This window comes from Nocardia sp. NPDC060220, from assembly GCF_042727815.1.
Classification (GTDB): domain Bacteria; phylum Actinomycetota; class Actinomycetes; order Mycobacteriales; family Mycobacteriaceae; genus Nocardia.
Genome location: NZ_JBHWZY010000104.1, coordinates 1 through 12,342, shown reverse-complemented (window position 1 = coordinate 12,342; position 12,342 = coordinate 1). Strand labels below are relative to the sequence as shown.

11 protein-coding genes are annotated in these 12,342 nt (G+C 68.2%); 1 reads left to right on the top strand and 10 read right to left on the bottom strand.

Features of this window, described 5'->3' with window-relative positions:
• Window positions 1-121: 121 nt before the first annotated feature.
• On the bottom strand, window positions 122-904 hold the full coding sequence (locus ACFWF3_RS08110) for a tyrosine-protein phosphatase (protein WP_379312995.1): 783 nt from the start codon (window positions 902-904) through the stop codon (window positions 122-124).
• Between the two features lie 236 nt (window positions 905-1,140).
• Between ACFWF3_RS08110 and ACFWF3_RS08105 the strand changes: the two genes are divergently transcribed.
• Window positions 1,141-1,935, top strand: a complete 795-nt coding sequence (locus tag ACFWF3_RS08105) for an MBL fold metallo-hydrolase (RefSeq protein ID WP_379312994.1) — start codon at window positions 1,141-1,143, stop codon at window positions 1,933-1,935.
• Between the two features lie 3 nt (window positions 1,936-1,938).
• Here the strand turns inward: ACFWF3_RS08105 and ACFWF3_RS08100 are convergent, their stop codons facing one another.
• The 9 genes from ACFWF3_RS08100 to ACFWF3_RS08060 all read right to left on the bottom strand — a co-directional run.
• Window positions 1,939-3,147: a cytochrome P450 gene (locus tag ACFWF3_RS08100; RefSeq protein WP_379312993.1), complete on the bottom strand. Its 1,209-nt coding sequence runs from the start codon at window positions 3,145-3,147 to the stop codon at window positions 1,939-1,941.
• On the bottom strand, window positions 3,144-4,808 hold the full coding sequence (locus ACFWF3_RS08095) for a fatty acyl-AMP ligase (protein ID WP_379312992.1): 1,665 nt from the start codon (window positions 4,806-4,808) through the stop codon (window positions 3,144-3,146). Before ACFWF3_RS08095 ends, ACFWF3_RS08100 begins: the two co-directional genes overlap by 4 nt.
• An 8-nt stretch (window positions 4,809-4,816) precedes the next feature.
• Window positions 4,817-5,554, bottom strand: a complete 738-nt coding sequence (locus ACFWF3_RS08090; protein WP_379312991.1) for a thioesterase II family protein — start codon at window positions 5,552-5,554, stop codon at window positions 4,817-4,819.
• Complete coding sequence (locus tag ACFWF3_RS08085; protein WP_379312990.1) at window positions 5,551-6,810, bottom strand: cytochrome P450; 1,260 nt, start codon at window positions 6,808-6,810, stop codon at window positions 5,551-5,553. The genes ACFWF3_RS08090 and ACFWF3_RS08085 overlap by 4 nt, the downstream gene beginning before the upstream one ends.
• Window positions 6,807-7,700, bottom strand: coding sequence for a class I SAM-dependent methyltransferase (locus tag ACFWF3_RS08080; RefSeq protein WP_379312989.1), 894 nt, complete (start codon window positions 7,698-7,700; stop codon window positions 6,807-6,809). Before ACFWF3_RS08080 ends, ACFWF3_RS08085 begins: the two co-directional genes overlap by 4 nt.
• Window positions 7,701-7,702: 2 nt before the next feature.
• Entirely contained in the window at window positions 7,703-7,960 is a 258-nt protein-coding gene (locus tag ACFWF3_RS08075; RefSeq protein ID WP_056810906.1) for an acyl carrier protein, read from the bottom strand.
• A gap of 12 nt (window positions 7,961-7,972) precedes the next feature.
• Window positions 7,973-8,890 (bottom strand): acyl-CoA desaturase, encoded by a 918-nt coding sequence (locus tag ACFWF3_RS08070; protein WP_379312987.1) that lies wholly within the window; start codon window positions 8,888-8,890, stop codon window positions 7,973-7,975.
• A gap of 60 nt (window positions 8,891-8,950) precedes the next feature.
• On the bottom strand, window positions 8,951-10,204 hold the full coding sequence (locus ACFWF3_RS08065) for an MFS transporter (protein ID WP_379312986.1): 1,254 nt from the start codon (window positions 10,202-10,204) through the stop codon (window positions 8,951-8,953).
• A partial coding sequence (locus ACFWF3_RS08060; protein ID WP_379312985.1) for a beta-ketoacyl synthase occupies window positions 10,182-12,342 on the bottom strand: 2,161 nt, incomplete at its 5' end. The genes ACFWF3_RS08065 and ACFWF3_RS08060, both read right to left, overlap by 23 nt.

Genomic DNA, 12,342 nt, shown 5'->3' with positions numbered 1-12,342 from the left:
CTGCAGCACTGCTCGAAGAGATCGGACCCCAGACACAGAGTCGGGTTAATAGTAAAGAACTTCCCAAGCATTAGAAAACGTTCTGGGAAGAATGGGACGGAATCGCCGTCGTTCTGTGACCTCAGTCACAGAGCAGGTTCTCGGCGAGCTGCCGTTGCGTCGCCTGGTCGAGACCGGCACGGGTCGCCCACGCGGTGGGGCCACCGTGCTCGGTGTCCAGGTGGGTCAGGAACTGGCGCATGGTGATCGCGTCGGCGGCGAACACCCAGGCGGGGAGCCGATCGGCCGCGTCGTCCGGTCGGGCAGGCCGGCCGTCGCGAGCCCGTAGCGCGGCGATGTTCGGGGTGGTCGCGGCGTAGTCGGCGATGATGTCGTCCGCGCGTACCCCGGCGACCGCGAGCAGTAGGGCGATCACCACCCCGGTCCGATCCTTGCCCGCGGCGCAGTGGATCAGCGCGGGCAGTTGGCCCGGAACCGAGAGCAGACGCAGCACGGCGGCGATGTTCTCGCTGCTGTGCTCGAGGTACTCGCAGTACCGGTCGAACATGCTCCCGTCGGGCGAGACCTCGGTGAGGTCGAGCCGCACCCGGTCCGCGCCGTAGACGTGCAGGTTCCGGTAGTCGGCGACGGCATCGACCACCGCACCCGTTCCGTCCGTGACGATCTCGTCCGGCGCGCGCAGGTCGACGACCGTGCGAAGTCCACAGTCGGTGAGCAGAAACGCCACGTCCCCGGCATCCAGCCGGGTGAGCAGATCCGACCGAAACACCCGCAAGCGACGCACCTGCCGCCCGTCCACCGTGCGCAATCCACCCAGATCGCGCGCGTTCACCGCACCGCGCAGCGGCAATTCCCGGCCCATCGCAGAACTCACACCGTTGGTCATCACAATCCCCGTTCTCACTTTTCGCAGCACCTGCTGCCAAACATTGATCAACGGTATTCGGTGCCGAGCATCCCCCATTCCGAAATCCGCTCTCCCCGAAGGAGCTTCCGACTATTTGCGCAGGTCAGAACCCTTCATACGTCGATTCGATCGCGAAATACGATGGACGGATCGAAATATTCGATACGAGTCGGCGGCAGCCGTTCTCATCGATACCGTCGGCACGAAAACTCCCGTGTCGAAAGGTATGTCGCATGCACCTGACAATCGTCGGAAATCGAGCCGGTATGCCCGCCGACGGCGCAGCCAGTTCGGGCTATCTGGTCGAAACCGGCCAGTCGAGAATTCTGCTCGACTGTGGTCCCGGGATCGCGGTGATGCTCGGCAACTACCTGCACGCGAGCCTGCTCGACGCGGTGGTGATCAGCCACCTGCATCTGGATCACTGCTACGACGTGCTGCCCATCGGCAAGCAGGCTATGCGCAGCGCCCCCGACGCCCCGGACCGCCGGATCAAGCTGTTCGTGCCGAAAGGCGCTCGCGCGAGACTGGATCAGCTCGCCGCGCTGTTCCCGGTGAAGACCTTCCCCGACCTGAATCGGGCGTTCGACCTGGCCTATGAGGTCATCGAGTACGAGCGCGGCGCTACCTACCCGCTCACCGATTGCAGCATCGAACTGGTGCCCATGGTGCACACCGAACCCGCCTGCGGGATCCGGATCGAAAGCCCTACCGGCAGTATCGCGTTCACCGGCGACACCGGCTGGAACGACAACCTCGTCGCGCTCGCCGCCGATGTCGACATCTTTCTCGCCGAGTCCACCCTCGCCGAGCCGGATCACACAGCTCACGGCCATCTGTGCGCCACCGAGGTCGGGCGGGCCGCCGCGGCCGCGGGGGCGCGCTCGGTGGTACTGACCCATCTCGGCTCGGCGCAGCCGCAATGGCAGCAGGCTCGACGCGACGACGTGGCCGCGGAGTTCGACGGGCCCGTACACCTGAGCCGACCCGGCATGCGGTTCTCGGTGCCCGCCGAACAGCCGAGCTGAGCCCTACACCGCGACCGTCAATGTCGCGAGGCCGCGCAGGTTGATCCGGCCGTTCCAGGTCTGGTCGACCACCGCGGCCTCGGGAAAACGGGTCACGAAGCGCGGGAACACGATCCGGGCTTCCATCCGGACCAGGGCGGCGCCGAGGCAGTGGTGGATGCCCGCGCCGAGGGAGACGTTCTGGTGCGCGTTCGGCCGGTCCAGACGCAATTCGTCGGCGTCGGGGCCCCAGAATTCCGGGTCCCGGTTGGCGGCGGCCAGCGCGCCGATCACCCAGCTGCCCGCCGGGATCTCGTGCTCGCCGACGCGCAACGGTGTGACGGTGATCCGGCGCATCAGGTGCACCGGGGTGTCGAAGCGCATCAGCTCGTCGACGGCGCTCACCGCCAGGTCGGGCTCGTTCCGCAGCCGCCGCGCCTGGTCCGGATGCTGCAGCAGCGAGCGGATTCCGCTGCCGAGGTGGGTCACCGTGGTCTCGTGGCCCGCGATGTAGAGGAACATCACCTGCGAGATCAGCTCGTCCTCGCCGAGCATGTCGCCGTCGTCCTCGGCGCTGATCAACGCGGAGAGCAGGTCGTCGCCGGGGGTGGCGCGCTTCCAGCGGATCAGCTCACGAACCATGCCGAACAGTTCCTGGTTGGCGGCTCTGATCCGGTCCTGGGTCTCGGCGCTCGCGAACGGCTCGAACACCAGCACGATGGTCGCGGTCAGCTCGCGCAGGCGGGTGTGCTCGCCGACGGGGATACCGAGCATTTCCGAGATGATGGTGAAGGGCAGCGGAAAAGCCAGTTCGGCGATGACATCCGCGGTGCCCGCGGCGGCGATCCGGACCAGTGCCTCTTCGACGAGTTCCTCGACGCGCGGCTGCAGCGATTCGATGGCCCGCGGCGTGAAGGCCTTCGACACCAGCCGTCGCAGGCGGGTGTGGTCGGGCGGGTCCTGGTCCAGCATCGACAGCCCGCCCATCACCCGGCTCTCCTTGCGGACCTCGGCACTGCCGCTCTTCCACGCGGGCAGATGCCGCAGGTGCGCCTCGTCGACCGAGTGCGCCGAGCGCTGCAGCGCGGCCACATCGGCGTGCCGGGCGATGATCCAGAACCCGAGCGGATGTTGCTGCGCGGGTCCCGCGGCCTGCAGCTGGGCGTAGTGCGGATAGGGGTCGTCGATGAATCCCGGTGCGGTGGGATCGAAGACGTAGGTCTCGGTGCTCATTCCAGGTACCGCTTTCTCGCTGCTGCTCGCATAATTTTTCCGCTGCTCGTCTTCTGCACGGTGTTCGGCGCGGCGAGCACCACATCCGCCACGGCGAGTTCGTGCTCCTGCGTCACCGCGGCCCGGATGGCCCCCACGATGTCGTCGGCATCGGCATCGGCATCGGCGTCGCGCTCGAGCTCCTGGACGACGACCAGCTTCTCGCCGTCGCGCCCCGGTACCGCGAACGCCGCGCCGCTGCCGGGTCGCAGCGCCGGGTGCGCGCGGGCCACGGTGTGCTCGATGTCGTGCGGGTAGTAGTTGCGGCCCCGGATGATGATCATGTCCTTGAGCCGGCCCACCACATACAGTTCGTCGTCGACGATCAGGCCGAGGTCGCCCGTGCGCAGGTAGGCGCGCTCGGCATCGTCGGCGATGCGAGCCTGGAAGGTCGCGGCGCTCATCTCCGGCAGGCCCCGATAGCCCTGGGCCACATGGTCACCCGCCACCCAGATCTCGCCTGCCCGATCCGGCGGGCAGGGCTCGCCCGTCTCCGGGTCGACGATGCGCAGCGACTCACCCGGCAGCACCACACCCGAGCCGACGAGCGTGCGCCCCTGATCCGCGGTGGCCGCGACGTAGCGCCGGTCGGCGAGCGCGTCGATATCGGCGTCCAGCAATCGCGGACCGCGACCTTTCCCACTGGCCGACACCAGCAGGGTGGCTTCCGCGAGCCCGTAGCACGGGAAGACCGATTGGGCGCTGAAACCCAGTGGGGCAAAGGTTTTCGCGAACCTGTCCAGGGTCTCGGCGCGGATCGGTTCGGCGCCGTTGAAGGCGACCTTCCAGGAACTCAGGTCGAGATCGGGCAGCTCGCCCGCCGCCGCGCGCGCGACACAGGCATCGAAGGCGAAGTTCGGGCCGCCGCTGGTGTGCGCGCGATAGCGTGAGATGGCCTCCAGCCACCGCAGCGGCCGCCGGATGAACGTGGTGGGCGACATCTGGATACACGTGGCGCCCACATACACCGGTTGCAGCACATTCCCGATCAGGCCCTGGTCATGGAAGAAGGGCGCCCAGCCGACGACGGTGGATTCACGGTCGTGGCCGAAACTGTGCCGGATCATCTCCTCGTTGGCCACCAGGTTTCGATGCGTGACCATCACGCCCTTGGGCGCGGAGGTCGACCCGGAGGTGTACTGGAGGAACGCCACGGAATCCGGATCGAGTACCTCCGGCGCGAAAGCGTTTTCCGCCGTGGGCAATTCGTCGACGGCCAGCCACTGCCGAGCCGTGCACACCGGCTCGAGCACCGATCGCAGGGGCTCGAGCACCGCGCCGATCGTCAGCACGGCCGTGGGCGCGCAGTCGGCGACGACAGCGCGGGTCGAGTCCTGCACCTTGCCGCGACGCGGCGGATTCACCGGCACCGCCACGATGTTCGCGTAGAGGCAGCCGAAGTAGGCGGTGATGAACTCGACGGACTGCCCGAAGACGAGCAGGGCGCGATCGCCCGGCTCGCACCGCGCGCGCAGCAGGCTCGCCACCGCCATCGCCGCGTCGTGGAGTTCGCGATAGGTCGTGGTGGTGTGCTCGGCACCGTTGTCGTCGAGGAAGATGTAGGCGATGCGGTCCGGCTCGTCGACGGCGCGGCGCGCGAGGATGTCGGGAAGAAGCTGCACGTCGGTCCTCAGGTCAGGGCGGCGGTCATGATCGCCGCGATCGCCGCGCGGTGTCGATGGTGGAACAGGTGATCACCGGTGAACTCGTGCGTGGCGAACGGACCGTCGGTCAGCGTGCCCCAGGCCCACACTTCCTCCGGATCGGCGATCGGGTCCTCGGTGCCGTAGAAGGTCGTGATCGGGCAGCTGAGCCGGGGCTGCGACCGGTGGCTGTACTCCTCCGACAACTCCAAGTCCGCCCGCGTCAGCGGCAGCGCGTACCGCAGGAAGCTCGCGCTGCGGCCCGCCGCGCCCCACGCCCCCATCGCGGCCATCGCGTCGGCGAAGTCGTCGTCGGGCAGGCGATGCAGGACCGCACGACTCGCCGCCAGGTGCGGTGCGCGGCGACCGGACACGAACAGGTGGATCGGTGGCCGATCAGCGAGGGTCAGCGCGCGAGCCAGTTCATAGGCGATCAGCGCGCCCATGCTGTGGCCGTAGATCGCCACCGGCGTTTCACCCGATTGTGTTATCTGGCCGGTCAATTCGTCGACCGCGTCGCCGACCCGGCGCAGCGGCGGCTGCTGCGCGACGTCCTCGCGGCCGGGGAGCTGGACGCGGACCACCCCGATCTCGGGGCCGAACAGGTCGGGCCAGCGGTTGAACGACGACGCCCCGGCGCCCGCGTGCGGAATGCACACCAGTCGTACCGCCGCGGGCGCGGTGTCACTGCGCAACCACGATTTGACCAGTCCGGTGCCGGTCATGATGCCCGCCGCACATCGACGGGAAGGCTCTTCAGACCGCGCACGATGAAACTGTGGTCCTGCCACTCGAGTTCCGCCGACCGTGATTCCAGGTACTGCGAGCGGACGAACAGGTACTCGAAGGCGACCTGAGCCTGTAATTCGGCGAGCAATCCGCCGAGACAACCGTGCATACCGTGGCCGAAGCCCAGATGTCCACCGCCGGTGCGGGTCAGGTCGAACTCGTCGGGCCGGGTGAAGACGTCGGGGTCGCGGTTGGCCGCGCCGAGGCACACCAGGATCTGCTCGCCCGCCGAGATCCTGGCCCCGTCGAGCTGGATATCGCGGGTGGCCAGGCGTTTGGTCAACTGCAGCGGCGGGTCGTAGCGCAGTGCCTCGGTGACCGCCGCCTCGACCGACTCCGGTCCGCGACGCAGCAGCGCCGCCTGCTCGGGATTGCGCAGCAGGGCGAGTGTGCCGTTGCCGATCAGCGATTTGGTGGTTTCGTTGCCCGCGACGAAGCACATGATGCAGACGAACACCAACTCCTCGTCGGACAGCACATCCCCGCCCCCGGTCCGCGCGGCGAGCAACTGGCTGATCAGATCGGTGCCAGGCCGGGCTCGTCGCTGCGCCAACACCGCGTCGATGGCGGCGGCGAACTCCTCGACCACCGCGCAGACCCGCTCGAAGTCCCCGGCTTTCATCATCCCGGGTTCGAGCAGGAATCGGATGTCGTGGGTCCACGGCCCGACTCGGCCGCGCAACTCCTCGGGCAGGTCCATCCACTCACACAGCACCGCGACCGGCAGCGGCGCGGCCAGATCGGCGATCACATCGAAGCCACCGTCGCGCCAGGCCCGCTCCATCAGGTCGCCGGCGACCCGGGTCACCAGCGGTCGCAGCGATTCCACCGACCGGGCGGTGAACACCCGGTTCACCAGTCCGCGCAGGCGCGCGTGATCGGGATTGTCGGTGAACACCAACGACTTACGCCCGAGACGTTCGATCTGCTCGACGCTGCAATGGCCGAGCCGCTCGGCCTGCCGGGTCACCAGGCTGGGGATCAGCCCGGCGCTGAACGAGCGATCGTGCAGTACGCCGCGCACCTCGGCGTGCCGGGTGAGCACCCACATGCCGAGCGTGCGGTGCACCGGTTCGACCTCACGCAACTGCTGGTAGATCGGGTACGGGTCGTGCCGGAATTCGGCGCTGAACGGGTTGAACCGCACCCGGGTCCGGGCGGGCGCGACGGGATCGGACGACTGCGTGGTCATGCCGACCGCACCGGATGGTCGGTGAAGAATCCGCTGCGATAGGGCACCAACACCAATCGCAGCAGGCCGATCTTGCCCATCCGGAAACCGAGCGCCGACAGTTTCAGGTAGCGCGCGTAACGCGCGACCACGTCGGCGCCGACGAGCTCGGTGGCCTCGGCACGGTTCGCGCGCAGCCTGCGCGCCCACTGCTCACACGTCCAGGCGTAGTCGAGACGACCGTTGCTGATCGAACGCACCTCGAACAGTCCCTCTGCCGCGGCGGTGATCTCGGCCAGGGTCGGCAGGTCGGCGTCGGGGAAGATCTCCTGCTGCATGAAGACGCTGGCCTGATCGCGGGACATGTTCGCGTAGGCGATCGTCTGCAACGACAGCGTGCCGTCGGGCTCGAGCCAGTCCCGGCAGCGAGTGAAGAAGTCCCGGTACACGCCGATCTTCTGTTCCGGCGAGTCGTCGGGGGTGGCGAAGTGCTCGAAGGCGCCGATCGAGATGATGCCGTCGAATCGGGTGTCCGGCTCGTAGTGCACCCAGCTCTCGGTCCGCACCTCGACGCCGGGGTAGGCGCGCGAGCGGACGAACTCGGCCTGCTCGGGGCTGAGCGTGAGCCCGACGGACCGGGCGACCCCGGCTTTTGCCGAGCGTTCGAGGATCGCGCCCCACCCGCAGCCGATGTCGAGGACCGAGGTGGCGTGCTCGGCGTCGATCGCGTCCAGGTGGTATCGCAGTTTGCGATCCTGGGCGATTTCCAGTGTGTCGTCGGGGTTTTCGCGCAGGGCGCAGGAGTAGGACAGCGACTCGTCGAGCCAGAGGCGATAGAAGTCGTTACCCGCGTCGTAGTGGTGGCGGATCGCTGCGGCGGCCGCGACGGACCGCTCGATATGCACCGACATCGCTACCCCACACTCCGCCGGCTCTGCTCGTGCAGGTAGGCAGCGACGGCGTCGAGGTTCGGGTTGTCGAACAGGTCCTCGGGCGCCAGATCGACGCCGTAGCGGTCCTCGACTTCGATCAGCAGCGCCACGGCCAGGGCCGAGTCGATGCCGAGGCGGTCGAAATCGGTGGCCGGGTCGATGGTGGCGGCCGGTACCTCGAGCAGACTCGCGAGGTATTCCTGGCACCAGGTGACAATGGCTTCTTTACTCGTATCCATGGTGAGAATTCCTTAGATTCGCTTGGCTGCCATGCGTTCGGCGGAGGGCATTTTCAGGTCCCAGGCGAGACCACAGAACGCCAGTGTTCGGATGAGCCAGAAACCGGGGTCGAGTCGATACCAATCCAACCCGAAAGAGGGCGACTCCGGAAACGCGTGGTGATTGTTGTGCCACGACTCCCCCAGTGTCGCCAGGGCGAATACACCACCGTTGTGGCTGTTCTCGCGGGATTCGTACCGACGGGTGCCGAACATGTGCAGGAACGAATTGATCGCCCACACGATGTGCTCGAGAACGAAGATGCGTACCAGTCCGCCCCAGAGCAGGCCGGCGACCGCGCCGGTCCAGCTCATCGAGACCAGACCGCCGATCACCGTCGGGATCAGCAGCCCGAGCGCCACCCAGTAGTAGTAGAGGCGGGCGATGCGGACCAGGCCACGGTCCTTGATCAGATCGGGCGCGTAGTGCACCACGTTCGGGTACTCGTGGCGGCGCATCCACAGGAAATGCGAGTGGGCCAGGCCACGCAGGGCTCCGCGCAGGCCGTCACCGGCGAGGTTGGGTGAGTGCGGGTCGCCTTCGCGATCGCTGTACTCGTGGTGGCGCCGGTGCAGCGCGACCCAGGAGATGACCGGGCCCTGGCCCGCCATCGAGCCGAGGATCGCGAGCACCCACGTCACCCACGGCGCCGCTTTGAACGTGCGGTGGGTGAACAGCCGGTGATAGCCGACCGTGACGCCGAGCCCGGTGAGCAGCCACATCCCGAAGAGCAGGGCGAATTCCAGCACACCGAAGGGCCGGACCAGCAGGAAGGCGAAAGCTACGACGGTGCCGATGATCGGGAGAATATCGAACAGCAGGAAGTGACGTCGTTGCAGTCTATGAATATAGGGACTACTGATCGTTTTTCTGCGCGGATCGGGATTCATTGCTCAATTCACCTCAGGCGGTATAGAAACCGGGCGCAACATTATTACCGTAACCGGGGTTCAACGGTCGGCGACGGCGTGTGACAATTGCCGATCGTCGGATCGGAATTGTTTATGACGGACCAGCGACAGCGCCACACTCAGCGCGCCGAAGCAGATAGCGAACATCCAGATGCGATCGGCCCCGAAGATCGCGATGACGGCCCCGCCGATCGCCGAGCCGAGTGCGGCGCCGAGATACAACGCCGACCCGTTGAGCGACAAGAGCATCGGCGCCTGCTCCGGGCTCGCGTCGGCGATCATGCTGTGCTGCTGCGCGGGCAGGAACGCCCAGCCGACCACACCCCACATCGTGACGAAGGCGACGGTGGTCGCCAGGGTCTGCGCGGCGATCGGCTGCCACGTCAGGTTCACGGTGAACAGTGTCAACGCGCCGAGCAGGACCGGCCGGGCACCGAATCGGTCGACCAGCATGCTCCCGCCCCACAGACCGACGATCGCCCCGACGCCGTGCGCCATGATCAACGTGCCGACATGGCCCGCGCCCACCCCCTGGGCGTCGACGAAGATCGGGCCCAGATAGGTGAACATCATCAATCCGGCGGTCATCGCCGAGATCGTCACCGCGAGCCCCAGCCACACCGGTGGGTGCCGCAGGGGTGCGAGCCGCTGTCGCAGCGACACCACGGGTGTGGCCTCGCCCGCCGGAACCGTCAGTGCCACACCGACAGTGGTGATCAGCGCCACCACGGCCACGGCGACGAACGCCATCCGCCACGACGACAACCCGGCGACCCACACCCCGAGCGGCACGCCCGCCACGGTGGCGATCGAGATGCCGCCGAGGATCACCGCCAGCGCCCGGCCGCGACGATCCGCCGTGGCCATGCCGGCCGCCGCCGCGGCTGCCAAGGGGACATAGATCCCCGCGACGCACCCGGCCGCGACGCGCGCCACCGCCATCACCCCCGGCGCCCAGGCCACCGCCGCGAGCAGATTCACGACGGCGAACAGCGCGGTCGCGGCCAGCAGCAGCCGCCGGGGCGAGCGCACCCGCAGCACGGTGACCACGACGGGCGCGGCCAGGGCGTAGGCCAGGGAGTAGCCGGTGACGAACAGCCCGGCACCGGTGATGGAGACCCGCAGGTCGGCCGCCATCGGCGCCAGTACCCCGGCGACGAGGTAGTTGTCGGTCCCCGCGCAGAACGCGCCGAGCGCGAGCACCAGGACCGGCAGCCACCGAATCGACGACGGCGCGGCATCGGTGACGGTCACCGAATGCCCCGGCGCCTCACCAGGGTCGGGCGCCGGCATCGCGCAACTCCACGGCGACATCGATGAGTTCGTAGATCCGCATGCTCGGTTTCCAGACGCTCGCGTCGGCGATCACCCGGATCCGGCCGGGTCGCCGTTCGACGCTCTTGATGTGCACCTCGAGGGTCATCAGCTCGTCGCTCGCCAGGATCTGCCCGCGATACCGCCACGACAGCGACACCCCGACCGGGAGGACGAATTCCGGCGCGACCAGCTCGGCGGCGAGACCGGAGTCGACCGTCCACTCCTGCATCGCCTGGATCACCGCCTCGACCCCGAGCGAGCCCGGCATCACCGGGTCGAGGTAGAAGTGGTAGCCGAAGAACCAGTCGTCGGCGGCGACCGGACGGGTGGCACGCAGGTAGCCGAGCCCGTAGGTGCCCGCGCTGTCGACGGTCTCGATGCGGTCGAGCATCGCCAGATGCCCGACCGCGCACGGCATGCCGGTACCCGCCGCGCGTCTGGCCGCCACGTCGATCACGCGGACGTCGGGACGTCGGTCCTGGCTGTCGAGCCAGGTCGGCACGAGCTCGCCGTTGTCGAGTCCGTTCTGGTTCGCCAACGCCGGGGCGTTGAAGAACCCGAACAGCGACTGCCCCGCGTAGAACGGTTCACCGTCCACCGAGAGTTCGTAGGAGAACGTCTGCAACACGACGCCGACCAGGACGGTGGTGTCGGTCAGCCTGCTCGTCTGCTGAATCGTCTTGTCCCGCAAGTCGACTTCGCGTAGGACGGTCGCGGAGCCGTCGAGATTGCGCAGGCTGAAATCCTCCCCGGGCGAGGTGAGGGTCGCGCCGAGGAAGTAGCCGAGCAGCAGCGCCGATTGCAGCGAGGTCTCCATGTAGACGACGTTGGGCATGGAGGCATCGGCCGACTCGAGGTAGTACCAGGAATCGGCGGGCGAGTCGTACTCGGTGTGCGAGCTGCCCGCGTCGAGCTGTCCGCGTCGGCCGTCGACGGCCATCACGCGGTCGCAGAGCTGGAGTCCGTGGTTGGGCATGCGGGTGGCCCTGCGGCCGGCGTAGGCCGAGAACTCCGGGCCGAGCGCGATGCCGAGATCACCGCGGGCGCTGTGGGTCATGTGGAATTCGCCGAGCAGCGCACGCTGACCGAAGGCGTTGCGGCGGCCGAGGAATCGGGGAATCTCACCGCCGGCCTCGGGACCGATCGGCAGACCCGATTCCTCCGCGACCTCGAGGGTGAGGCCGTGCACGCGCGCCACCACTGCGCCCGCACACCGGATCTCGGCGTTGATCCGGAGCCAGGGACGCGGGAGCAGGTCGATCTGGACCACGTCGGCGATCAGCTCGACGGGGCCTGTCATCGGCGCGGACACAGTCACCTCGAAGGGTTCGCCCGCCTGGAATCGGGCCCCGGCCAGGCACAGCTGCAAGCCCGCGCGCACCGCGAAGACCTGGGCGGCCTGCCAGGTGAGCTCGGTTGCCGCGGTGACCGGATCGGGGCCGTCGACGCGGCAGGTGGCGCGCAATCGCCCTCTGGCCCATGGCCCTTCACGTCCGGCGATCTCGAGCACCTCGGTGAGGGTGGCGTGGGTGCCGTCGGTCAGCCGGATGTCGGGGTTGACGCCTTCCTGGTCGTAGGCCGGACCGAAGACAGCGGCTATCTCGCCCCTGCCCAGCGCCGCGAGGTCGGCGCCGTTCAGCGTGGTGATCGGCGTGCGGGCGAGGAACTTGAAGGCGTTCATGGTGGTCGCGGGCGCAGGCAGCTCGAAGACCACCGGGTGCCCGGGCGCCGCGGAGACCGCCAGACCGGTTGCCGGCGTGTAGTCCACCATCACCGCGAAGGACTGTTCCGCCCAGGTGGGCGACTCGGGAGTGATTTCCGTGTCGGTCCGGGCGATGTGCTCGCCGCGACCGAGGCTCGCGAGCGCGCGCCGCTGCAATGCGGTCTGCACGTCCATCGCCGACAAGTGCGCCGCCACCAGCTCGGAGCGGACCTCGTGCAGGAGGGCGGAAATGGGGTCGGCGGGTGTACCGCCCGCCGCCACCGGCACAGTGGCCGATGGCGCCGGTGCGGTGGCCGACTGCGCCGGTGCGGTGGTGTGTCGCACCGCGGGCACCGCCGAGCTGGGCGCCGGGGCCTCCGGCGCTGTGGATGACGATCGGGGGGCGGGGCTG

Bases quoted from the DNA above. Each gene is read 5' to 3' on its own strand.
- ACFWF3_RS08070 (WP_379312987.1), bottom strand. From the start codon at position 8,890: ATGAATCCCGATCCGCGCAGAAAAACGATCAGTAGTCCCTATATTCAT.
- ACFWF3_RS08085 (WP_379312990.1), bottom strand. From the start codon at position 6,810: ATGACCACGCAGTCGTCCGATCCCGTCGCGCCCGCCCGGACCCGGGTG.
- ACFWF3_RS08090 (WP_379312991.1), bottom strand. From the start codon at position 5,554: ATGACCGGCACCGGACTGGTCAAATCGTGGTTGCGCAGTGACACCGCG.
- ACFWF3_RS08065 (WP_379312986.1), bottom strand. From the start codon at position 10,204: ATGCCGGCGCCCGACCCTGGTGAGGCGCCGGGGCATTCGGTGACCGTC.
- ACFWF3_RS08075 (WP_056810906.1), bottom strand. From the start codon at position 7,960: ATGGATACGAGTAAAGAAGCCATTGTCACCTGGTGCCAGGAATACCTC.
- ACFWF3_RS08080 (WP_379312989.1), bottom strand. From the start codon at position 7,700: ATGTCGGTGCATATCGAGCGGTCCGTCGCGGCCGCCGCAGCGATCCGC.
- ACFWF3_RS08105 (WP_379312994.1), top strand. From the start codon at position 1,141: ATGCACCTGACAATCGTCGGAAATCGAGCCGGTATGCCCGCCGACGGC.
- ACFWF3_RS08100 (WP_379312993.1), bottom strand. From the start codon at position 3,147: ATGAGCACCGAGACCTACGTCTTCGATCCCACCGCACCGGGATTCATC.